The following is a 21198-nucleotide window of genomic DNA, read 5'->3' as shown; positions in this document are numbered from 1 at the left end:
AATGCTAACCGATAATACGATACTCGTGCTCGCCATTGCAGGTGTCCTCATATTGCTCGCCGTGGTTCAACTTTCTCTTGCTGCGCGCCATGACCGCGCGGTGACGGCCGCTGGCCCCATCGAAGAACTCGCTGTCTATGAGAAGCGCCTCGAGGAAAAACAGCGGCTTATGGATGATCTCGAAGACGAACTGGAAAAGCGGCGCCAAGCCATGTCTGTGGTAGCGGATATTCAAGCCGAGGTGGATGGATTGCGGCGCCAGAAGGAGGAACTTCTCGCAGAATGGGAGAGCTTGCGGGAGCGGCGGGACGAAGTCGCGGCGGTGCGGCAAGAGACGGAGGCGGCCGTTATAGAACGCCAGCAACTCGAATCCGAGATCGCTCCGCTGCGAGCGGAATATCTCGCGGTCAAGGAAAGGCTGGAAAGGGCAGAAGAGCTTTTGGCGCGTATTGACGCCCTGAAAAGAGAATATGAAGAAATTTCCGGCCAGGTTGACGACCTTCGTGACAAAAAGCGGGAACTTGAGGAGGCGGAAGAAAGAGTTTCACGCCTTGAGGCGCGCGCTAAAGACCTAGAGACAGACAACGCTCGACTGGAGGGGCGGAAATCCTCTCACGAAACCGAACTCGGTGAGTTGAACGCCCGAGTCGCATCTGAACGTGAGGTTTTGGCACAGACGCAGACTGAACTCGGGCGTATCGGTGCGGAGGTCGCAGCACAGGCGCTGGACGTGCGTCGTATAGCAGGCGAAATCGAAACCCTCAATGAAACGCGCAGCACCCTCGACGCGAGATTGGCGTATCTGAAAGCCGAGATCGCGCGCAATGAGGGTCGTTCTGTCGATGGTGAAACCGGCGAAGCCGATCCGCTGCGCGAACTCAAGGAAACGCCCCCGGTCATTACGGCGATGAGATCCTGGGATCCTGCGCCTCTTCAAAACGAGGCGGACGCGATCAAACGGGTGGAGCGTCGGCTTCGCGCGGAGGGTCTAGATTACCCCGCGCGGACGCTTCGCGCCTTCCATACCGCGATGAAGGTCAACGAGACCACGCAGATGGCCGTGCTCGCCGGTATTTCTGGCACCGGGAAAAGCCAGTTGCCACGGCAATACGCCGCGGGCATGGGGATCGGCTTCCTTCAGGTGCCAGTTCAGCCGCGTTGGGACAGCCCACAGGACCTCATGGGGTTCTATAACTACATCGAAGGCAAGTTCCGACCCACGGATATGGCGCGCGCTCTTTGGGCCATGGACGAGCTGAATAACAAAAAGGACGCGGAAGAGGATCGTATGATGATGATCCTACTGGACGAGATGAACCTCGCCCGGGTCGAATACTACTTTTCGGATTTCTTGAGCCGTTTGGAAAGTCGGCCACGCCCAAGCGACGTCGGCGATGAAAATAAACGCAAAGATGCCCAGATAGAGCTCGAAATTCCGAACATGGAGCACGCGCCGCGGATATTCCCAGGCTACAACCTTCTGTTCGCTGGCACGATGAACGAGGACGAAAGCACACAGTCGCTGTCCGACAAAGTCGTCGATCGCGCAAATATCCTTCGTTTCGCAGCCCCGAAGAAGATTATGGGCGGTCAGGCTAATGGTGAAGCTGAACCCACCAAGGCACTGTCGAGAAAAACATGGAACAGGTGGATCTGCTCGAGCGCCTCGGTTGAAGGGGATGCGCGGGTTACTGGCCGGGTCGAGGAAATGCTCGACCTGATGCGAGACTTCAAGCGTCCCTTTGGTCATCGCTTGGGACGAGCGATCATGGCCTATGCTGCGAATTATCCAGAGGTCGAAGGCGGTCGCGGCGTCGACGATGCCTTGGCCGACCAGGTCGAGATGCGCCTCCTGCCCAAGCTACGTGGCGTCGAAGTCGATATGGCGGGCCCGCAATTCTCCAAACTGAAAACCTTCGTTGAACGCGACCTTGGCGATGATGCTCTGGCCCAGGCGATCGACGATTCCATTACGCTTGCCGAGGCCACAGGACAGTTTGTCTGGAGTGGGGTGACGCGCTGATGCGGTTTATAACGCGCCCATGGTCATCGCGGTCCCTGCCGGAAGGTAGGGCGTTCGGGCCAAGGGATTGCTTGCTTGGTGAATTACACGGGAAGGCCCCGCGCGGCCTCGAATATACAACGCTCCTGAGTGGCATGGTGAGAGACACGGCCACAGGTTTGGCTCTCATTCCCTATCCGAAGCGCGATCATGCTTTTGCCCCTGAGCGCAAGGGGTTCCCGGTGCGGCCGCGTTCCGGGCATGACCCGGTGACCGAAGCCGAACACGAGGGGGCCGCAGCCCTTCAGCACATGAACGAAGTTCTTGCCCGGATCCAAGAGCTCGAGGAGGCGCTTGAAGACCCTAGCAACACCTGGGGTCGTTTGCGCGAGGCATGGCGGCGCGCTGAGGATGAAGCCGACCCCAAGATGGCCGAAATCGTCCGGCAGGCACGGCAAATGCAGCCCGTGCTTCGTGATTTGGAAAAGCGGGTGCGACGGGTGTTGCGCAGGCAACGGGAGCTTACCCCGCTCGACCGCGTCCAAGAAATGGATCGCGCTTCGATGGTCTGGCTCAGCCGACAACCCGGCCGGAACATTTCGGAGCGGGCAGGGGCATCTCAGCGGATCCTCGCGACTGTGCGACGCGAAAATTTCGACACGTTGGAAAACCGCGTTCTTCATGCATATGCGCGTCTGGCCACCGATGCGGCTCGGGAATGGATCCGGGAACACCCACGCGCCAAGTCCAGCGCTCGCTACGCACAGGTCGATGGTTTCCGGAAATCCTGCCGAACCTTAGCGAGAACGCTTGCAGATCTTGGGGTAATGATCGCGCCTGCCGGTATCACCCCCAACTACGTTCTGATGCAGGACCGCAGCTACCGAGAGGTCCACACGAGCTGGCTCAGGCTATTGTTACGGCGTAAGATCGAAGATGATCTGTGGGCGTGGCAGGCTGAAACCTGGACAGATTTTGCAGTTCTTGCGATCATTCTCGCCATTGATGAATTGGAGGAAGCAGAGCTGGTTGCCCAGTCTCCGATATCCTGGAATGCCGAGGCCGTCGGGGCGCGCTGGTTTGACCAGGATAGACCTATCGCGGTCTTTTGGCTCCGCGACACGAACCGGATCATAGAAGTCCAGGCGCGCCCAGAAAAACCGGGAGCGTTGTTGAGCGTCGCCCGCGCTCATGTAGCGCTTCGGATATCTGACCCGGCCCGAACGGATTTGCCTCGGCGTGTCGCGGTTTGGACGCCCCATGCGATGCGTCGAATCGATCTTGAGGATTGCGCCAAAGAGGCGGCTGCGCTTCTCCACCAGATGCAATCTCTTGCCCAGACCGAGGTGCTTCGGCACGGATTGATAATGACGCCCGCACGCGGTCAAGCGGGCGCAATCAGCGCTACCCAAGGACGGGTGACGGCAAAAGCCATAGCGCTTGGTCCTGCCGGGGATGATCTTGCAAAGGGATTCAACGCTGTTCGTGACTTCGTGCGGAGCGAAATTTACGAGGCCACGAAATGACGGCCAGAAAACTTTGTGGCTTTGACGTAAACGGTTGGCGCGATTTTGTTGCCAAGAACTGGCGCTCTGTGCCGGGCGAAGAAGAGGAGGTCGGTCCCGTTGAAATTGTGCCGAGCGGCCCCCTTACGTCGGTTGTCAACGTTGGAGATGGTGAAAGGACCCGATGGATTGGCGGCGCTCAGGCTGACACCGCCCCTCATGGTCTTGGCGGCGGTTGGGGTGATGTTGGGAAAGTGTGTCGTCGTGTCTCGGTTCGCACGCTCTTGGAAATGAAGGACGATGACGTAACCAAGCTGTCCTCCTGCTTTACCGGATCGGCACAAGGAGCCTCCTACAACATCTTGTCTATCGACGAAGGACCCGACGGGTCCGAGACCGCGCAGGAACATCTGCTCGAAGCGCTCTCTGTTGGTAAGTATCGGAACGGGGCGCTCGTTTGGCGCCCTGTTCTCGCTGCACTCTATGCGATTGAGCATGGTCTTGTGTTGGAGGGACAGCGTGTAGGCGTTATTTGCCAAGATCGGCGGGGCCTTGCAATTCAGCAACTCCTGATCAGGAGTGCAGGCGGCGTTCTGGCGCCTGAACGGCGCGAGGCCGCGAAGCATGCGCCAAGTGATATCGGATACGAAAGTCTAGTGCGTGCCGCGCGCTATGCTGCAATTGGTCCGGATGGCCTCAATTCAAGGACTGCCCACCGCGCCATCGCGCGTTCGGTCGGAAAGGCAGCGCTTGGCATTGAGTGTCCATCCGAGATGCTACGGGTTCAAAATGGCGATTGGGAGACTCTCGACCTCAGCGGATACCACGCCGCAGCGTCAGTGGTCGCTTTTAAAGAAGGCCTCGATCTGCGTGGCTGCGACGTGGTGCTTTTCGAGACCTTAACCGAAGGAAGGCTTAAAGACCGTATTGTCACAAACATTGAGAGCAAATCTCCAGTGGCATTAACAGCCCTACCTGCGCAAGCTGTGGCACTGGGTGCATTGTTCGCCGCGCATCGGGCCGGGGATGGAGCGCCGATATTCTTCGACTTTCTGCCAAGGTTGTCCACGATCGTCTATGGACCTGACGGTGCGGCGAATTTCGACCTCATTCGGCCCGAGGAAACGCTGGAGGCCGGGCGCACATATCGTAGCCCCGAGCCCGCCTCTCTTGCCATTCCGGCGGGGCAAAAGAATATCTCGGTGTATTTGCGCAAAGAAGCCGCGCCACCACCGCGAAAGGCGACGGTGGCGATCGGAACGCCATTGACGAAACAGGCGGCCGTGTCGCTCTGGGTCGAACAAAAACCGGCGGCAGGCCGGGCGAGAATTCTGCTGGAAGCGCAGAGTTTGGGACGGAACTTCACGGTTGAATGGGACGATGCGCACGAAGATACGCGATCTTGGGACGAGATTATTGAAAGCCTGAAAATAAACTTTTCAATTCCGCAGCGCTTGGTTCTTCCATGTGGCATGTCCCCGTGGGAAGACAGCGCGCGGTCAGACGGGATGCTCAGCCTGCTCCAGACAGAACCTCTCCATCAAAATCCTGATTGGGATACGCTCGCGGTTAAGTTGGCGCAGCGACCATTTGGTCGATACTGCATTTCCAGCGATGGACATTTACCTGCGGAGGTGAGTCAGGGGGATATAGAGCGCCTCGACATCCTGACGAAAAAAGCTTTGGAGGTCACACGCAGCCGTTTGGTAGGCGGAACGGGCCCGGGGACTGAAGACAACGCGGCCCTCAAGTTTCTGACCTGGCAATTCCGGCGATGCCCACCAGAGGTGGCATCATGGCTGATGGATTGTATCGAGAAGTCCGAACGTTCCCATCCATTCGTGCGCCATCAGGCGAGCTGGATACTTGTCTACCAGGGGCTGGGACGGATTGTGCAGGGCGATGATACCGAACGACGGGTCATGGAAATGCTCCTGTCGTCCGACATTGAGAGCTGGGTGTGGAACAGGCAAAGTGCGTGCATGGCGTTTCTGTTGTCTCGATCGGACACGGCGCCAACTCTGTTGTCTCGTGTAGATGTGGAAAGATTGGCGGGCCGTGCGATAGCAGATTTCCGGCGTAACATCGGTGAAGAATACACCATGTTCAACTACGCGCCGTTCTTACTTGCGGGGCTGCTGAGGTGGCGTATCGAGAATCCAACGGCCTTGGTGTCTGGGGTTGATCCGCTGGCGGCTGATTTCTTGGCGGTTATCGAGGAAGTAGAAGCGGATTTGGTTAACCGGCGCAGGCCGAGTGTCAACCTCCAGAGGCGACGTGACAAGATTCTGCCGATACTACACGATCTCAAAGCAGAATTGCTCGGCGAGGGGACAAACCCGGATCTTCTTTTGGACATCTACGGCGCGGGCTGAGGGTGAAAGACTGACATCACTGATCAGGAAAGTCGACGCACGACGACGCGCCCCGTTCGGGGGACTTCGAGCCTGAAATGGTCCGCCTGTATCACATTCAGGACGAGGGACGGTCGGAAGCAGACCCAGTTCTCATGGCCCGGGTGACGCACGCTTTCATAATGAATTCCGGCACGCGTATTTTCCTCTCGAACACGCCGTCCGAAGGCTTGGGCCACTGGATAGCTCGCATCGTCGGGATCATGATATTCGGGGTGCGCGCCAAAGATGTCGACATAGTCGTTCGCGAGGTCTGCCCGGTATTGCCGGTAGCTCTCGGATTTCTGCGTCAATGCGCTGAGCACGATCTCTTTGCGCAACCCGTTAGCCACCTCGAGCAGCGCGGTGTTGAGGTGGGTGGACCCATACCATGCCCCGAGACTTGCATCTGAAAACCGCAGCCCCCCGGGGGATCCATGCAGAAACGCCGCCATGACCACGCTGGCATTCGGGCGTCCAAACACCCACTCTGCACGGGGCAGGCGCGCGAGCCGAGGAGCTACCAGCCGATCGTTAGTCCAGCCTTCCAGCTCCATCACGGCATCCAGATCATCGGCGGTGGTGACCGCATCAAAGGCCGGGATTGGTGGAAATCGCGAAGGAATGAGGCGTGTGGTGCCTGCAGGAGCGGACACCACATCGTAATCGGTAATCCTCATGCAAAGACAAGGTCGTCTTCGGTGACAGCCTCGAAGCTGCCTTCCGGCGCGCCAAAGCCTGTGCTGCCGCCGCGCCAGGCATCGAGGTAACGGCGCACGGACATGAGCCCGTCGTGCCCGCCTTCGAGCATGTAGACCATAGGCGCGGCACCCGCGAAGAGCGTGCCCCGATGCGGTCCTTTCAGCCAGACCAGCGCTTGGTTCTCATCCTCGAACAGAATGGTCAACGCCTTGTAGATCCCGAGTATGGCTGAAATCCGCAGCAGCGTATCGAGTGGCAAGCTCAGGGGTTGGTGCTCGCGCGCCTTCTTCATCCACTGATGATAAGTTGATCGACCCGGATCCCCGAGGATAGCGATGCGTTCCGCCTCGCTCAGATCAAAGCGATCTGCAATTTCGCGAAAGGTCCTCAGACCTGGAGCGCTTGTCCGCTCGCGGTCCTCTCTGGAGATGGTGCGAAACTGCATGCCATCAGTCGAAGCCGACGCATTTGGAAAATTGGCAATCTGCATCGCTGGCCTCCTTTGTCTATTTGCAGACTTATAGTCTATATGTGGACAAGTCAATAGCAGAGAGACCTTTCATCCTGCGCGTGTCATTTTTTCCAGTTTCTTTGTTTCAGAGCAGGATGGAAAATACGGATTTTTGATCTTTTTAATTTTTCTTTTTTGCGGTTATCCCTTTGCCTCGTTTTCAAAGCAGAGTTTGCACCATAGGTTTTCCAACCCATTGGTTATCCACATTATTCGAACTCGCCCGCCGTTTTTCCCGCTCTTCTTGCCAGTCCAAGAGGCCCCCATGCTTTATAGTGATCACAGCACTGCCGGACAGAGTTCCGGCCCCTATCAGATCATTGTAACCCGCCTGATCCAGCCTCAGGACGGACAGGAGAGCTCGGCCGATGGCACGGGACCGGAAGAGACATGCGCAGGACGGGGAGGTGCCGACGGCACCGCCCGTTGCAGCCTCTTCCATTGCAGTTGCAAGTGTATCGCGCATTGAAGCCGCGATGTCCAAGATCGCGCGCGCTCTTCCGGCAAATCCTTCTGTTGGCTTGATCTGGGCACGGTTAGAGGACATGCACCAGCAAGCCACCACACGGCGGCACGAAGAGACAGAAGCCCAGGCCAGCGCCCGAGCATGGTTGGCGGCTCAGAACGAGATATCGGCCAACAAAGCGGCCGTATCAGCAAGCGACAAACCCGCTCCATAGCGCTCTCGGTTAATGTCGTGTCCCATTAGATCGGCTTTGACGCGCTCGGGAAAGTTCGCCTTCAACATGCGGTCCTCAAAAGCGTGACGCAGGCTGTAAACGACGTGATCGTCGGACTCCATAAGCCCGTTATTGCGTAGGAATTTGAGTTGTATTGCTGAAAGCGACGACGGTGTCTCACGGTAACGGGGAAAGCCGTTGGGAAATTCTCGCGCGGCCTCGAGTGCGACACCGACCAGCGGAATATCCCGGATCGCTCTTTTCGTCTTTACGATGCGGCCATCCGCCCGGATCTGGATGTGAGGGACATTTGCGTTCAACGCCATTCTAACTGGCGTGAGGGTTGCAACTTCCGACGGGCGCGCCCCGGTGTTGATACAGATCAGCAAGATCGCCTTGGCTTCCGGGTTGAGGCCGTCCAACACACCCGCAGCCAGGATGCGGTTCTTGATCCATTCCGAAGAAAACGGCGGTGGTGACACCGCATCAACTTTAGTCAACCGCCAGTTCCGCTTCGGAATCGGCGGGATAAAATCCAGACCCAAGGCATCAATCACCGTATGAAGCACGTTCGTCAACTTGTCGAAATCTTTGTTCGCGGTGTTGCTCGACCTGTCTTCCAGATCGATTTTTTCAACCCAGAACGAGCGAAATGACAAGAAGTCTTCACGCCGGATGGCCGTTAACGCCCCATCACCATTAACCGCAATCCATCGATTGAGTGCCCGTTTGAACGGATTCTCCCACTTCCTGATTTGATCACGGGATTTTCCCAAGCGTCGATCTGCCGTCAGCTTGTAAAATTCAGACCACAGTTCCGACATTAGCAGCGGTGGTGCTTCGGCAGTTCCCATCAAAGCGACGGTCTCATCTGCATCGACCTGATTATCTGTCACACTGATAGCTTCGATGCGATCAAGCAAAGCGTCGTCCGGCAGGGTTGCGACCTGTGTGACCGGCAGATAATTGAAGCCCCGTCCCTTTGCCACTTTTCGAACAGCCTCGAAAGCCGCGCGCGCGTCAGATGCGCGACCATCCAGCTTAGCCTGCCAATGTTCTAGCTGTGCCTCCCAAACATGAGGCGCCTTCTGCCAAGCCTGCCTGTGCGAGTCTGTCTCAAGCGAAATTGAGATTATTCGCTTACGCGCCTCAACCTGCTCATATCTCTTTGGAATGCGCCTCACGAGATACCATGTCTCGCCTCGCAAAGTCAGCTTTAGGGCTTTAGGCATGGCAGGCTCCTATACTCAAGAGCGGCCACTATATCCCTGCGTCATGCAAATTGACATGCAAATTGTCATGCAGGTCTGGCGTGTAAACGCCACCAATCACTAGATTATCGCTTCATAACAAGTGGTTAGGGAGTGGTAATTTTTTGTGTATGGCGGACCGAGGAGGATTCGAACCCCCGACCCCTTGATTCGTAGTCAAGTACTCTATCCAGCTGAGCTATCGGTCCGTGAGGGCAGCAATTAGACTCTGACGTCGGGCAATGCAAGGGCGTTTTGGAAGAAATTATGACGTCGCGCCGAAATTTCCCTTGGGCAGGGTGATACAGAAGGCGGTGCCCGTGGCGTCGCTGCGTTCGAGAATGAGCGTGCCGCCATGGCCGCGCACCAGTTCTGCGGCGATGGTCAGGCCAAGGCCGCTGCCGCCCTTGGTGGTGCCGCCCTGAAAGGGTTTGAAGAGATGTTCGCGCGCCCGTCGGGGCAGGCCTGGGCCGGTGTCCGCAACGCGGATCATCCATTCGGCGGCATCCTCATCGGCCATCACGCTGATCTCGCCGGGGCGGCCACTATTGACGATGGCTTGGCGGGCGTTGCGCACGAGGTTGCCGATGATGCGATAGAGCTGTTCGGCATCGGCCAGCACGACGAGGTCGCCGGGAACATCTTCGGCAAAGCTGACATCGGCATCGCCTGCGGCGAGACGCTCGCTGTCGATCACATCGGCCACGACATCCGCGAGATAGAGGCGGGCAAAGACGGGCCCCGGCTCTTCGGCCTTGCCATAGGCCAGCGTGGCTTCGCACAGATGCACGGCGCGGGTGAGGGCGTTGATGAGTTTGGGGGCGAGGCGTTTGACGGTGGGATCTTCGCTGGTTTCGATCCGGTCGGTGAAAAGCTGGGCGGAGGTGAGGATATTGCGCAGGTCATGATTAACCTTGGCCACGGCCCCGCCCAGCTGGGCGAGATGCTCTTTTTGCTTGAGGGCGCCGGTGAGTTGGGTTTGCAGAGATTGCAGGGTTTCCTCGGCCTCGCGCAGTTCCTTGACGCGGGCGGTGGGGCGCAGCACGCGGCGCACATCCTCGGGGGCGGCGGCATAGGTCTGCATGGCGGCAACCACGCGCTTGATCGGTTTGACTAGGGTCACGCGCACGGCGAGAAAGAGCAGCACAGCCGTGAAGATGGAAATCACCAGCGAAAGCCAGAGGATGCGCAGCCCGTAGTCGATCATCGCTGCGCGCAAGCCGGAGGAATCGAGCGTGATCTCGATCAACATCCCGCCCATGCGCACCGGCTCGCCGATGACACGGATGATCTGGCGCTCGGGTGTGACAAGCCGCATCATGGCATCGCGGATCAGGGTAATGGCGGGGGCGTCGCGCAGGTCGAAGGTTTGCGCCACGGGTTCGGGCACGGGGGAGGACAGGATCAACTGGCGGGCATCATCGCGCAGCAGCACGACGTTGAACACCTCGGCGTTGCGCAAGAGTTCTTCTTGCAGGTCAGGCGTCACCTCTTCATCGGCCAAAAGCACCAGCGAGGCGATTTGGGACCGTTCCAGCCGGGTCAGCAGGTAATCTTCGCGAAAGCGGGCGATGGAGGGGACAAAGATCAAAATCTCGGCCAGCATCACGAAAATGGCCGTCAGGATCAGGAAGCGCCCGGAAAGCGAATTCAGCAAAATGTCCCCTCCCGAGGATGGCTGCGATCAGGGTAGCCAGCGTTGCACAAAGCCAACGATACGCTTGACGCCTGCGCTGTCAAACAGGCGGGGCGAGAAATAGGCCCCGGCGGCGCGTTTGTTGATTTCGCCCATGGTGGGGTAGGGGGCAACCATATTGGCCACGTGTTTCATCTTGAGCCCGTTGGCGAGGACGAGCGCCCAGAGATTGATGAGTTCGCCCGCTTGCGCGCCCGCGATAGAGACACCGACGGGGCGGCCGCGCACCACCATGACCTTGATCAGACCGGCGGTTTTGCGGTCTGCAATGGCGCGGTCGTTGTGGGAATAATGGAAGCGGACGACTTCGAGATTGCCGCCGTGTTCCTGCCGCGCCTGAGCCTCGGTTAGCCCGACTTGGGCCAGTTCGGGATCGGTATAGGTGGCCCAAGGAATGTGATCGGTGCGATTTTTCGCGGGCAGGCCCAAGAGCGCCTGACGGATGATGAGGCCCGCGTGATAGCCCGCAACATGGGTGAATTGCAGCCCGCCCGCGACATCGCCAATGGCATAGACGCGGCGGTTGGTGGTGCGCATGGATGCATCGACCTTGATGCCGCGTTTGGTGGTTTCGATGCCTGCGGCGTCGAGATTGAGGCGATCTGTGTTGGACTTGCGGCCCACGGCCATGAGCAGGTGAGAGCCTTTGAAAATGCGCCCGTCTTTGGCCTCGATCTCGATGGCGCCCGCCTGTCCGCGAATTTCGGCGGCCAAGGCCCCTTCTTCGATCTCGATGCCCTCGGCGCGGAATTGGTCGATCACCACGGCGGCCATTTCGGGATCGTCATTGCCGAGCACCTTGGCCCCCTCGATCACCGTCACGGCGCAGCCCAAGCGGCGGTGCGCCTGCGCCATTTCCATGCCGATCGGGCCGCCGCCCACAACGAGCAGATGGTCGGGGCGTTCGCGCAGATCAAAGAGGGTTTCGTTGGTTTCATAAGGCACAGTGTCGAGCCCCGGAATGGGCGGGACAAAGGGGGATGAGCCGGTTGCAATGACGATGCGGCGGGCGGTGATGATGTGTTCGCCAGCCTTGACCTCGGTCGGTGAGAGGAATTCGCCGTAGTCACGGATCACGCGCACGCCCAAGCCTTCGAAACGCTCTTGGCTGTCGACGGGTTCGATCTGGGCGATGATATCTGCGACATGGTCCTTGGCGGCAGCGTAATCCACCTTGGGGCTTTGATCCGCGATGCCGAATTGGGCGGCGTGCGATTGGGCATAGGCCGCTTTGCCGCTGGCGATCAGCGCCTTGGAGGGCACGCAGCCAAAGTTGAGGCAGTCGCCGCCCATCTTGTGCCCTTCGAGCAGGATCACGCTTGCGCCCATTTGCACGGCGCCAGCGGCCAGCGACAGGCCGCCGGAGCCGGCCCCGATGACCAGAAGATCGGTCTTCAATCGTGTCATGTTCAGATTTCCTTTTTGCCACGCAGGGCCTTGAGGATCATCGGCATGGCGGCAAGCGCGCTGAGGCCCAGAATAGGCCCGATGATTTGGGGTTCCCAGAGCAGGGAAAGATCTGGGGTTCCACCCCGGTCAAACACCTCGCCCAAGCCCACGCCAATCCAAGTAAAGACGACGGCACCGGGAATGATGCCCAACACGGTGGTGAAGGCGAAGTTGAAAAAGCGCACGCCGACCAGAGCGGGCAAGAGATTGGCCACGAAAAACGGCACGGCTGGAACGAGGCGCATGAGAAAGAGCACGCTGATCTCGTTCTCATGCAGCCCTTCCTTGAGCCGCTTGAGCGTGCCATCGGAGGTTTCGAGCTTGGCGGCGAGGGTTTGGCCCAGCCCGGCGCGGGCCGCAAGAAAGATGGCGAAGGCCCCGAGTGAGGCGGCGATTACGTTAAAGCCCGTGCCCAGCACGAGGCCGAAGAGAAAGCCGCCCGTGACCGAAGCCACCGCCGCGCCGGGAAGCGAAAAGGCCACGATCACGAAATAGATTGCGATGAAGGCGAGCGCCATCAGGGTGATATTCGCGTCGCGATAGGCCAAGAGCGCCTCGCGGTTGTCGCGCAGCGTATCGAATGTGAGATAATCGCGGAGCGTGATGAACCCGACCACCGCTACGATCAGAATGATCGCCAGCGGCAGATGCCGTGCGACGGAGGGCTTTGCCCGTTTGCTGTTGCCTGTACTGTGATCCATGATCGCTATCGTCTCGCTTTGGGTTGGGCCTCTGACATCTAGTTGCATGCTGTGGGTGCCCTGCGCCAGTGGCCTCACGCGGGGGTGATCATGGGTGATGGGATGACGCGGTGTTGGGCCTGTGTTATGCAGAGTTTGTAACATTCATTGGCCCGGTTGGAGCATGTTTTTGTTGCAAATCTCTGGCCCGGGGTTTGACACGGGAAAATGGGCGCTCTATAGGACGGGCTTCGGATAGATATGATCGTTGCGCGATTCCTCAGACGCGTGGCCCAATAAGTCGGAGACGGAGCGATGAAACGCACCTTTCAACCCTCGAACCTCGTTCGCAAGCATCGCCACGGTTTCCGTGCGCGTATGGCAACCAAAGCTGGCCGCAAGATTCTGAATGCGCGCCGTGCACGGGGCCGCAAGTCGCTCTGCGCATAAGCGCGCGCGATAGTGAGACGAAAATGACACCGCCGGAGGCCCCCCGCAGTGATGCAGGGATAACGCCACCGGCGGTTTCGTCATGTTCACCGCGAGCCACTGAGCCGCAAGGCCATGTGCCGGAAAAATGGACAGTGCTGCGCAAGCGCGCTGATTTTCTGGCGGCGGCGCGGGCGCGGCGGCAGGGCACCGGATCAATGCTGGTGCAGGGGCGTGACCGGCGCGATGGTGATACGGCAATCCGGGTTGGGTTTACCTGTTCCAAGAAGGTTGGCAATGCCGTGGCGCGCAACCGTGCCAAGCGGCGGCTGCGCGCCTTGGCGCGCGAGCTTTTGCCCGCTCAGGGCCTGCCGGGATGGGACTATGTGCTGATCGGCAAGGCGGAAGAGACCGACGCGCGCCCCTATGAGGCGCTTAAGCGTGATCTGGCTTATGCGCTGCGCAAGCTGTCGGGGGGGGCATGAGCCCGCTTGCGCATGTGCTGGCGCTGCCTATTCGGGCCTATCGGCTGATCCTGAGCCCTTGGGTGGGCTGGCATTGCCGCTATCATCCGACGTGCAGCCAGTATGCGCTGGACGCGCTGGAAAAGCATGGCGCGTTGCGCGGGGGGCTGTTGGCGGGCTGGCGTATCCTGCGGTGCAACCCCTGGGGACAATGTGGCCATGACCCGGTGCCCGAGCCGCGCAAGAGGCGGGACGCTGCGGAATAAAAGGACGAATCGCCCTTTTACCTCATGCCTATCCATGCAATAGGGAAGCGCCAAACGAGCTGTCCATGGAGATATGCGATGGAGATTCGCGAGGCCCTCACCTTTGATGATGTTCTGCTGGTGCCGGCGGCATCGAGTGTGCTGCCCAACACGGCGGATACACGGACGCGCGTGACGCAATCCATCACGCTGAACATTCCACTTTTAAGCTCGGCCATGGATACCGTGACCGAGGCGCGCATGGCGATTTCCATGGCGCAATCGGGTGGCATGGGGGTGATCCATCGCAACCTGACCATCGAGGAACAGGCGCGCGAAGTGCGCCGCGTCAAGCGGTTCGAGAGCGGGATCGTCTATAATCCCATCACGCTCAGCCCTGATCAGACGCTGGCCGATGCCAAGGCGCTGCAGGACCGCTATAACGTCACCGGTTTTCCGGTGGTGGATGAGACCGGGCGCGTGGTGGGGATTGTGACCAATCGCGACATGCGCTTTGCCGAGGATGACCGCACTCCGGTGCGGGTGATGATGACGAGCAATGATCTGGCGATCCTGCAAGAGCCTGCGGATCGCGACGAGGCCAAGAGCCTGATGAAGGCGCGGCGGATCGAGAAACTGCTGGTGACAGACAAGGCGGGCAAGTTGACCGGCCTTTTGACGCTGCGTGACACAGAGCAAGCGGTGCTTAATCCGACGGCCTGCAAGGATGATCTGGGTCGGTTGCGGGTGGCGGCGGCGTCAACCGTCGGCGATGCCGGGTTCGAGCGGTCGCAGGCGTTGATTGATGCGGGCGTCGATATGGTGGTGATCGACACCGCGCATGGCCATTCCGAAGGCGTGGCGCGCGCCGTCGAGCGGATCAAGGCGCTGTCCAATGCCGTTCAGGTGGTGGCGGGCAATGTCGCCACAGCCGAGGCCACGCGCGCCCTGATCGGGGCCGGGGCTGATGCCGTCAAGGTGGGGATTGGCCCTGGCAGCATCTGCACCACGCGGATGGTGGCGGGTGTGGGCGTGCCACAGCTGACCGCTGTGATGGACAGCGCGCGCGCCGCAGGTGACGTGCCGGTGATCGCCGATGGCGGGATCAAGTTTTCGGGTGATTTCGCCAAGGCGATTGCGGCGGGTGCGTCTTGTGCCATGGTGGGCAGCATGCTGGCGGGCACCGATGAAAGCCCCGGTGAGGTCATTCTATATCAAGGGCGGTCGTTCAAGGCCTATCGCGGTATGGGGAGCCTTGGGGCCATGGCGCGCGGTTCGGCGGATCGCTATTTTCAAAAGGATGCCGCCAGTGACAAGCTGGTGCCCGAGGGTGTCGAGGGCCAGGTGCCCTACAAAGGCGCTGCGGGAAGCGTGATCCATCAGCTTGTGGGGGGGCTGCGGGCCGCGATGGGCTATACCGGCTGTGCCACGGTCGAAGAGATGCGCCATAACTGCCAATTCGTGCGGATCACCGGTGCGGGTCTCAAGGAAAGCCATGTGCATGATGTGCAGATCACCCGTGAGAGCCCGAACTATCGAATTGGCTAGGGTTTTCATTGTGTTGTGCGGTGTTCTTGAGGTGAAGCGGTGACGCCCGGCGCGCGCGTCGCCGCAGCCATCGAGGTTTTGGAGCGTATTCGCGGGGGCGAGCCTGCGGAAAAGGCGCTGACCAATTGGACGCGGACGGCGCGCTATGCTGGCTCCAAAGATCGCGCGGCGTTGCGCGACCATGTGTTTTCGGTGCTGCGCTGTTGGCGGTCTTGTGCTGCGTGGGGCGGCGGTGAGGATGGCCGCGCCCTCATGCTGGGCAGTTTGCGCCTGCAAGGGATTGATGCAGATACGATTTTCACAGGAGAGGGGCATGCGCCCGCGCCGCTGACGGAGGTTGAGCGCGTGTTGGCTGTGCCGGATGCGACGGCGGTGCGTGACTTGCCCGACTGGCTCTGGGAGCGGTTTGAGGCGTCTTTGGGGGCCAATGCAGAGGCTGCTGTTGAGGCTCTGCGCGTGCGGGCCCCGATCATGCTCCGGGTGAATGCAAGGCGTGCCACGCGCGCGGCGGCGCAGGCGCGGCTGGCCAGTGAGGGGATCGTGGCACAGCCGGTAGAAATTGCCAGACATGCGCTGCAAGTGATTGACGGCGAGAGGAAAATTACAACATCGCAGTGCTATGCCGAGGGCTGGGTCGAGCTTCAGGATGGCAGCAGTCAGGCGGCGATGGAGGCGCTTGAGCTGCCGGACGGGGCGCGGGTTCTGGATTATTGCGCAGGTGGCGGTGGGAAGGTGCTGGCCTTGGCCGCGCGCGTGACTGGCGCGTTCTTTGCCCATGATGTGGCCCCGCAACGGATGCGCGACCTGCCGGTTCGGGAGGCGCGAGCCGGGGTTGATGTGGGCCTTCTTACGCAGCCCGAGGGGGAATTTGACCTTGTTTTGTGCGATGCGCCCTGTTCGGGCAGCGGCACTTGGCGGCGCACCCCCGAGGCGAAATGGGCGTTGACACCGGAGCGGTTGGAAGAGTTGACGCGGCTGCAGCTGCGTATTCTGTCAGAGGCCGCGCCGTTGGTCGCCCCGGCCGGACGATTGGTCTATGCGACATGCTCTGTCTTAAAAGAAGAAAATCAAGACGTTATAGCGCGTTTTGCAAGTGAAAATCCCGAGTGGACGGTGCGCGAAATGCAGTACTGGCCGATTTCGGAAACGGGTGACGGGTTTTTTCTCTCTCAATTAGAGAGAGTATGTTAACAATCCATCAACCTTGACGGGTGGATTTGGCCACCGTTAAGTCTCGCTTAACTGTTCGTCCGTAAAACGGTGCAGGAATCGTGAAGCGAGGGCACGGCGTGGCGTTCATCCCGCAGGCAGGAGGACAATTTCAGCAAGCGGCGCTGCGGCTTGGGCCGCGTGCCGGTCTGTTGATGCTGGCGGCGGCGCTTTTTGCGGTTACGGCCTTCTTTGTGCCACCGGGTCAGGGGCAACGGCTTTTGGTGTTGGTCGCGGCGACGCTTGGCGGTGTCGCGCTCTGGGTTATGGTCATCACGAGGGGGATCAACCGGCGGTCCAAGGGAGGGCGGCAGGCGGTGGCGCATCTGGCACAAGACATGCTGGAGGCGGATCCGGTGCCGCTGGTTTTGACCGGGGGCGCGGGCCATCTGATCCATGCCAATGCCGCCGCGCGGCGCCTGTTGGCGGCGGATCGTGCAACGTCGCTTGTGGGTGCGCTGCGCGAAGTTCTGGCCAATCCCGAACCTATCCTGTTTCGGATGGAGGCGCGCGCGCTGGCCAAAGGGGCGGCGGTTGAGGATTTGGTGACGCGGGGCGGGCATCTGCGTATCGGTGTGCATCGGAGCGGCGACGAGCATTTCCTATGGCGGATCGAAAAATCTACTGAAAATGTGCCGCGCGAGGCCGAGGCGCAGGCCCTGCCGATGCTTACATTGGGCCGTCGCGACGCGGTTCTCTTTATGAATGCGGCGGCGCGGGATCTGGTGGGCGAGCGGGTACGGACGCTGGACCGGCTGTGCGTCACGCCGCCGCTGCGCCCCGGTGCGGTCAATGACATCGCGACCCCGGATGGCCCCATGCCCTGCCTTGTGGTGGTGCGCGAGGGGATGGCGGGGCGGCGTGAGATGTTTCTTTTGCCGGGGGTCGAGGGGGGCGCACGCGCGCCGGATGGCTGGGCGTTTTTCGATGCGCTGCCGGTCCCTCTGTTGAAGGTGTCGGCACGGGGGCTGATCCAGCTGTCAAACCGGCCTGCCCGCGAATTGCTGGGTGTTGAAAGCGTGACAGCCTTGAGTTTGGGAGATACGCTTGAGGGTCTGGGCCGGTCGATCACGGATTGGCTTGGGGATGCGGCGGCGGGGCGTGGCACGGTGCATGCCGAGTTTCTGCGCGTACGCCGCCAGGATCGCGAGGTTTTCGTGCAGGTCACGCTGAACCGTACAATGGAGGGGGACGAGCCGGTTTTGATCGCGGTGCTGAGCGATGCCACCGAACTCAAGACATTGGAGGCGCAATTTGTCCAAAGCCAGAAAATGCAGGCCATTGGGCAGCTTGCAGGAGGGGTTGCGCATGATTTCAACAACCTTTTGACGGCGATTTCAGGGCATTGCGACCTCTTGCTCTTGCGCCACGATCAGGGTGATCCCGACTACGGTGATCTCATGCAGATCAACCAGAATGCCAATCGCGCGGCGGCGCTGGTCAGCCAATTGCTGGCCTATTCGCGAAAACAGACGTTGCGCCCCGAGGTGATTGACCTGCGCGACACGCTTGCAGATCTCACGCATTTGCTAAACCGGCTGGTGGGAGAGAAGATTTCGCTCTCGCTCAGCCACGATCCAACGCTGGCCGCAATTCGTGCCGACAAGCGGCAGCTGGAACAGGTGCTGATGAACCTTGTGGTGAACTCGCGCGACGCCATGCCCGCGGGTGGGGAAATTCGGATTGTTACCCATAACCTGACCTTGACCGAGGCACTGTGTCGGGATCGGGCCGTGGTCCAGCCGGGGCGGTATGTTTCGGTGCAGGTGATCGATGCAGGAGCGGGGATCGCACCGGACAAATTGCAAAAAGTGTTCGAGCCCTTCTTTACCACCAAGCGCACGGGTGAGGGCACGGGCCTTGGCCTCTCGACGGCCTATGGCATTGTAAAACAGACTGGCGGTTTCATCTTTGTGGATAGTACTCTGGGCGAGGGCACCTGTTTTCAGTTGCTGTTTCCGGCCTATTTGGGCGAGCCGCAGAGCGTGCGCGAGGTGCCCCGCCTGGCGGTATCGGAAACGCGCGGCTGTGGCGTTGTACTGCTGGTGGAAGACGAGGCCCCTGTGCGCGCCTTTGCCAGCCGGGCGCTGCAATTGCGCGGCTTTACCGTGCTCGAGGCTGAATCGGCGGAAGATGCTCTGGAAATCCTCGAGGATCCGGATCTTCAGGTTGATGTGTTTGTGACCGATGTGGTCATGCCGGGGATCGACGGGCCCGGCTGGGTGCGGCGGGCGCTGACGACACGCCCTGCGGCACGGGTGGTGTTCATGTCGGGCTATGCCGAAGAGACCTTTGGCGACCGGCAGGCATGCATTCCGCAATCGGTTTTCCTGCCCAAGCCCTTTTCGCTCAATGAATTGACAGAGACGGTGCAGCGCCAGTTGAGGTAAGGGCAAGGCTTGCGAGGGCGCGGGCGATCAGGTCTGCGCGTCTGGCTCGGGCTTTGCTCGGGCGGGTTGGGGCGTATAGGCACCGCCTGCGCTGATCCCGGACCAGAGCGTGAAATCCTCGGCATATTTGCGCCGCAACCGGGTCTCGATCCGGGGCGAGAGGCTGAGGGGCAGGGCGGGGGAGCGGTTGAGCGGGGCAGGGTCGACCGCCACGCCAAGCCGGGCCGCGAGAAAGCTGCGCAACCCCGGCTGATCCTCGTAACGGAAAAGATGGGTAACCTGGGCCCCGTTGCGTTGGGGCTCTAGAAACTTGGCCTGACTGCCGACCCGGGCGTAAGCTGGTGGCTCGCCGGTGCAATAGGCGCTCACGAAATCATCAAAGCTGAGCCCTTGGGTGCTGTTGGCGTGGCCGGCAAGTTCCGGGCGCTGGCGGTAGCGATACCAACTCCCAAGCCAGTCGCGCGGTTCACGCATCACCGCAACGATATCAAACGGGCCGTCAAAGAAGCGCTCGATCATCGGTCGAAAGAATCGGTTGTAGCGAAACACTGGCGCATGTTTGAGCTCGGGCGGGGCCGAGACGGCAATCGCGGCCTGGGGGGCGAGGGCGGTCTCATAGGCGGTGCTGCCGGTCTTGGGGACCGACAAGAGCACCAGCCGCGCCTTGGAAAACACCAGCATTTGCGCCTCTCGCAGGGAAATTTCATCGGTTTCGGCTTGTGTAAACTACTTGTTAATCTTGCGCGCCGAAAGTGGGGGCATCAGAATTTTCTTGAAATGTTCACATTTTGTCCGCATAGAGATGAGAACAAGAGGTGAACGCAGGCAATGATTGCCGCCCGTGACAGGGTGTGGAATAAGGGACCGAACAAATGGCAACGGCAGATCTTCTCTCGATGGATAACAAGCGGAACGCGGACAAGCAAAAGGCGCTCGACAGCGCGCTGGCGCAGATCGAACGGCAGTTCGGTAAAGGCTCGATCATGAAGCTGGGCGGCGACAACGCCGTCAAGGATATCGAGGCCACGTCGACCGGCTCGCTCGGGCTCGACATCGCTCTGGGTATTGGCGGAATTCCAAAAGGCCGGATCGTTGAGATTTATGGCCCCGAAAGCTCTGGCAAGACCACGCTGACACTGCATTGCGTGGCCGAAGAACAAAAGAAGGGCGGGGTTTGCGCCTTTGTCGATGCTGAACACGCGCTCGACCCGGTCTATGCGCGGAAGCTGGGTGTTGATCTGGATGAACTGCTGATCTCGCAGCCCGATACTGGCGAACAGGCGCTCGAGATTGTCGATACGCTGGTGCGTTCGGGCGCAGTGAGCATGATCGTGGTCGATTCCGTCGCCGCCCTTACGCCCAAGTCGGAGCTTGAGGGGGAAATGGGTGATAGCAGCGTGGGCGTGCATGCTCGCCTGATGAGCCAAGCAATGCGCAAATTGACCGGCTCGATCAGCCGCACGAATTGCACGGTGATTTTCATCAATCAGATTCGCATGAAAATCGGTGTCATGTTTGGCAGCCCCGAGACCACGACTGGTGGGAATGCCCTGAAATTCTACAGTTCCGTGCGCCTCGATATTCGGCGCATCGGCTCGATCAAGGATCGGGACGAGGTGGTTGGCAACACAACCCGCGTCAAAGTGGTCAAGAACAAGGTGGCGCCCCCCTTCAAGCAGGTGGAATTCGACATCATGTTTGGGGAAGGGATCAGCAAGACTGGCGAGTTGATCGACATTGGCGTCAAGGCGGGCGTGGTCGAGAAATCCGGCAGTTGGTATAGCTATGGCGACCAGCGAATTGGACAGGGGCGCGAAAACACCAAGGGGTTTCTGCGCGACAATCCGGCCATGGCGATTGAGATCGAGGACAAGATTCGCGCCTCGCATGGGCTTGATTTTCACATGACCGAAAGCTCTGATGACGGCGATGTAATGGAGGCTTGAGGGCCGCTGAGGCGGAACTTGACCGACAGTAAGAGGCCCGTGCGCTGCGCGGGCCTTTTTCTTGCGGTGGACATGCCCGGACGGCCCCGTTAAATCAGC

At 60.0% G+C, this 21198-nt stretch carries 18 protein-coding genes and 1 tRNA gene; 10 read left to right on the top strand and 9 right to left on the bottom strand.

Annotation, left to right across the window (positions count from 1 at the left end):
- Position 1 precedes the first annotated feature (1 nt).
- The 3 genes from GC127_RS20595 to GC127_RS20585 all read left to right on the top strand — a co-directional run bounded on the left by GC127_RS20595 (position 2) and on the right by GC127_RS20585 (position 5882).
- Positions 2-2023 carry a chromosome segregation ATPase-like protein gene (locus tag GC127_RS20595; RefSeq protein ID WP_151979453.1) on the top strand — a complete coding sequence of 674 codons (2022 nt, stop codon included), beginning with the start codon at positions 2-4 and terminating at the stop codon, positions 2021-2023.
- 158 nt (positions 2024-2181) lie between these two features.
- Positions 2182-3528 carry a hypothetical protein gene (locus GC127_RS20590; protein WP_254700212.1) on the top strand — a complete coding sequence of 449 codons (1347 nt, stop codon included), beginning with the start codon at positions 2182-2184 and terminating at the stop codon, positions 3526-3528.
- The gene (locus tag GC127_RS20585) at positions 3525-5882 is read left to right on the top strand and encodes a hypothetical protein (RefSeq protein WP_151979451.1); all 2358 of its coding nucleotides are present in this window, start codon (positions 3525-3527) and stop codon (positions 5880-5882) included. The genes GC127_RS20590 and GC127_RS20585 overlap by 4 nt, the downstream gene beginning before the upstream one ends.
- Positions 5883-5905: 23 nt before the next feature.
- Here the strand turns inward: GC127_RS20585 and GC127_RS20580 are convergent, their stop codons facing one another.
- The 8 genes from GC127_RS20580 to GC127_RS20550 all read right to left on the bottom strand — a co-directional run bounded on the left by GC127_RS20580 (position 5906) and on the right by GC127_RS20550 (position 12889).
- Positions 5906-6580, bottom strand: coding sequence for an RES family NAD+ phosphorylase (locus tag GC127_RS20580; RefSeq protein ID WP_151979450.1), 675 nt, complete (start codon positions 6578-6580; stop codon positions 5906-5908).
- On the bottom strand, positions 6577-7092 hold the full coding sequence (locus GC127_RS20575; RefSeq protein WP_151979449.1) for an antitoxin Xre/MbcA/ParS toxin-binding domain-containing protein: 516 nt from the start codon (positions 7090-7092) through the stop codon (positions 6577-6579). Before GC127_RS20575 ends, GC127_RS20580 begins: the two co-directional genes overlap by 4 nt.
- An 83-nt stretch (positions 7093-7175) precedes the next feature.
- The gene (locus tag GC127_RS23290) at positions 7176-7310 is read right to left on the bottom strand and encodes a hypothetical protein (protein WP_302848611.1); all 135 of its coding nucleotides are present in this window, start codon (positions 7308-7310) and stop codon (positions 7176-7178) included.
- Positions 7311-7732: 422 nt separating this feature from the next.
- Entirely contained in the window at positions 7733-9025 is a 1293-nt protein-coding gene (locus tag GC127_RS20570) for a tyrosine-type recombinase/integrase (RefSeq protein WP_151979448.1), read from the bottom strand.
- A 150-nt stretch (positions 9026-9175) separates the two neighbouring features.
- Positions 9176-9252, bottom strand: a tRNA-Arg gene (locus GC127_RS20565).
- 56 nt (positions 9253-9308) lie between these two features.
- Positions 9309-10700: a HAMP domain-containing sensor histidine kinase gene (locus GC127_RS20560; protein ID WP_151979447.1), complete on the bottom strand. Its 1392-nt coding sequence runs from the start codon at positions 10698-10700 to the stop codon at positions 9309-9311.
- A gap of 27 nt (positions 10701-10727) precedes the next feature.
- Positions 10728-12146 carry an NAD(P)/FAD-dependent oxidoreductase gene (locus tag GC127_RS20555; RefSeq protein WP_151979446.1) on the bottom strand — a complete coding sequence of 473 codons (1419 nt, stop codon included), beginning with the start codon at positions 12144-12146 and terminating at the stop codon, positions 10728-10730.
- Between the two features lie 2 nt (positions 12147-12148).
- On the bottom strand, positions 12149-12889 hold the full coding sequence (locus tag GC127_RS20550) for a TVP38/TMEM64 family protein (RefSeq protein ID WP_081506197.1): 741 nt from the start codon (positions 12887-12889) through the stop codon (positions 12149-12151).
- Between the two features lie 294 nt (positions 12890-13183).
- Between GC127_RS20550 and rpmH the strand changes: the two genes are divergently transcribed.
- The 6 genes from rpmH (at position 13184) to GC127_RS20520 (ending at position 19153) form a co-directional block, all read left to right on the top strand.
- Positions 13184-13318, top strand: coding sequence for a 50S ribosomal protein L34 (rpmH, locus tag GC127_RS20545; RefSeq protein WP_008281032.1), 135 nt, complete (start codon positions 13184-13186; stop codon positions 13316-13318).
- 23 nt (positions 13319-13341) lie between these two features.
- A complete protein-coding gene (gene rnpA / locus GC127_RS20540) occupies positions 13342-13782 on the top strand; it encodes a ribonuclease P protein component (RefSeq protein WP_151979445.1) in 441 nt (146 codons plus the stop codon).
- Positions 13779-14027, top strand: coding sequence for a membrane protein insertion efficiency factor YidD (yidD, locus tag GC127_RS20535; RefSeq protein ID WP_008281030.1), 249 nt, complete (start codon positions 13779-13781; stop codon positions 14025-14027). The genes rnpA and yidD overlap by 4 nt, the downstream gene beginning before the upstream one ends.
- Before the next feature lie 78 nt (positions 14028-14105).
- On the top strand, positions 14106-15554 hold the full coding sequence (gene guaB / locus GC127_RS20530; RefSeq protein ID WP_008281029.1) for an IMP dehydrogenase: 1449 nt from the start codon (positions 14106-14108) through the stop codon (positions 15552-15554).
- A gap of 39 nt (positions 15555-15593) precedes the next feature.
- Entirely contained in the window at positions 15594-16745 is a 1152-nt protein-coding gene (locus GC127_RS20525) for an RsmB/NOP family class I SAM-dependent RNA methyltransferase (protein ID WP_151979444.1), read from the top strand.
- 173 nt (positions 16746-16918) lie between these two features.
- Complete coding sequence (locus GC127_RS20520) at positions 16919-19153, top strand: ATP-binding protein (RefSeq protein WP_254700257.1); 2235 nt, start codon at positions 16919-16921, stop codon at positions 19151-19153.
- Between the two features lie 27 nt (positions 19154-19180).
- Here the strand turns inward: GC127_RS20520 and GC127_RS20515 are convergent, their stop codons facing one another.
- Positions 19181-19834, bottom strand: coding sequence for a gamma-glutamyl kinase (locus GC127_RS20515; protein WP_151992569.1), 654 nt, complete (start codon positions 19832-19834; stop codon positions 19181-19183).
- Positions 19835-20025: 191 nt separating this feature from the next.
- Between GC127_RS20515 and recA the strand changes: the two genes are divergently transcribed.
- Positions 20026-21099 carry a recombinase RecA gene (gene recA / locus GC127_RS20510; protein ID WP_008281025.1) on the top strand — a complete coding sequence of 358 codons (1074 nt, stop codon included), beginning with the start codon at positions 20026-20028 and terminating at the stop codon, positions 21097-21099.
- Positions 21100-21198 lie beyond the last annotated feature (99 nt).

Origin of the sequence: Roseovarius sp. EC-HK134 (assembly GCF_902498815.1) — a bacterium.
Classification (GTDB): domain Bacteria; phylum Pseudomonadota; class Alphaproteobacteria; order Rhodobacterales; family Rhodobacteraceae; genus Roseovarius; species Roseovarius mucosus_A.
Note: the sequence above shows the minus strand (reverse complement) of the source record. Positions and strands in the feature narration are given on the sequence as shown.

Bases quoted from the DNA above. Each gene is read 5' to 3' on its own strand.
- GC127_RS20595 (WP_151979453.1), top strand. From the start codon at position 2: ATGCTAACCGATAATACGATACTCGTGCTCGCCATTGCAGGTGTCCTC.
- GC127_RS20585 (WP_151979451.1), top strand. From the start codon at position 3,525: ATGACGGCCAGAAAACTTTGTGGCTTTGACGTAAACGGTTGGCGCGAT.
- GC127_RS20580 (WP_151979450.1), bottom strand. From the start codon at position 6,580: ATGAGGATTACCGATTACGATGTGGTGTCCGCTCCTGCAGGCACCACA.
- GC127_RS20575 (WP_151979449.1), bottom strand. From the start codon at position 7,092: ATGCAGATTGCCAATTTTCCAAATGCGTCGGCTTCGACTGATGGCATG.
- GC127_RS23290 (WP_302848611.1), bottom strand. From the start codon at position 7,310: ATGGGTTGGAAAACCTATGGTGCAAACTCTGCTTTGAAAACGAGGCAA.
- GC127_RS20570 (WP_151979448.1), bottom strand. From the start codon at position 9,025: ATGCCTAAAGCCCTAAAGCTGACTTTGCGAGGCGAGACATGGTATCTC.
- GC127_RS20555 (WP_151979446.1), bottom strand. From the start codon at position 12,146: ATGACACGATTGAAGACCGATCTTCTGGTCATCGGGGCCGGCTCCGGC.
- GC127_RS20550 (WP_081506197.1), bottom strand. From the start codon at position 12,889: ATGGATCACAGTACAGGCAACAGCAAACGGGCAAAGCCCTCCGTCGCA.
- rpmH (WP_008281032.1), top strand. From the start codon at position 13,184: ATGAAACGCACCTTTCAACCCTCGAACCTCGTTCGCAAGCATCGCCAC.
- rnpA (WP_151979445.1), top strand. From the start codon at position 13,342: ATGACACCGCCGGAGGCCCCCCGCAGTGATGCAGGGATAACGCCACCG.
- yidD (WP_008281030.1), top strand. From the start codon at position 13,779: ATGAGCCCGCTTGCGCATGTGCTGGCGCTGCCTATTCGGGCCTATCGG.
- guaB (WP_008281029.1), top strand. From the start codon at position 14,106: ATGGAGATTCGCGAGGCCCTCACCTTTGATGATGTTCTGCTGGTGCCG.
- GC127_RS20520 (WP_254700257.1), top strand. From the start codon at position 16,919: ATGCTGGCGGCGGCGCTTTTTGCGGTTACGGCCTTCTTTGTGCCACCG.
- GC127_RS20515 (WP_151992569.1), bottom strand. From the start codon at position 19,834: ATGCTGGTGTTTTCCAAGGCGCGGCTGGTGCTCTTGTCGGTCCCCAAG.
- recA (WP_008281025.1), top strand. From the start codon at position 20,026: ATGGCAACGGCAGATCTTCTCTCGATGGATAACAAGCGGAACGCGGAC.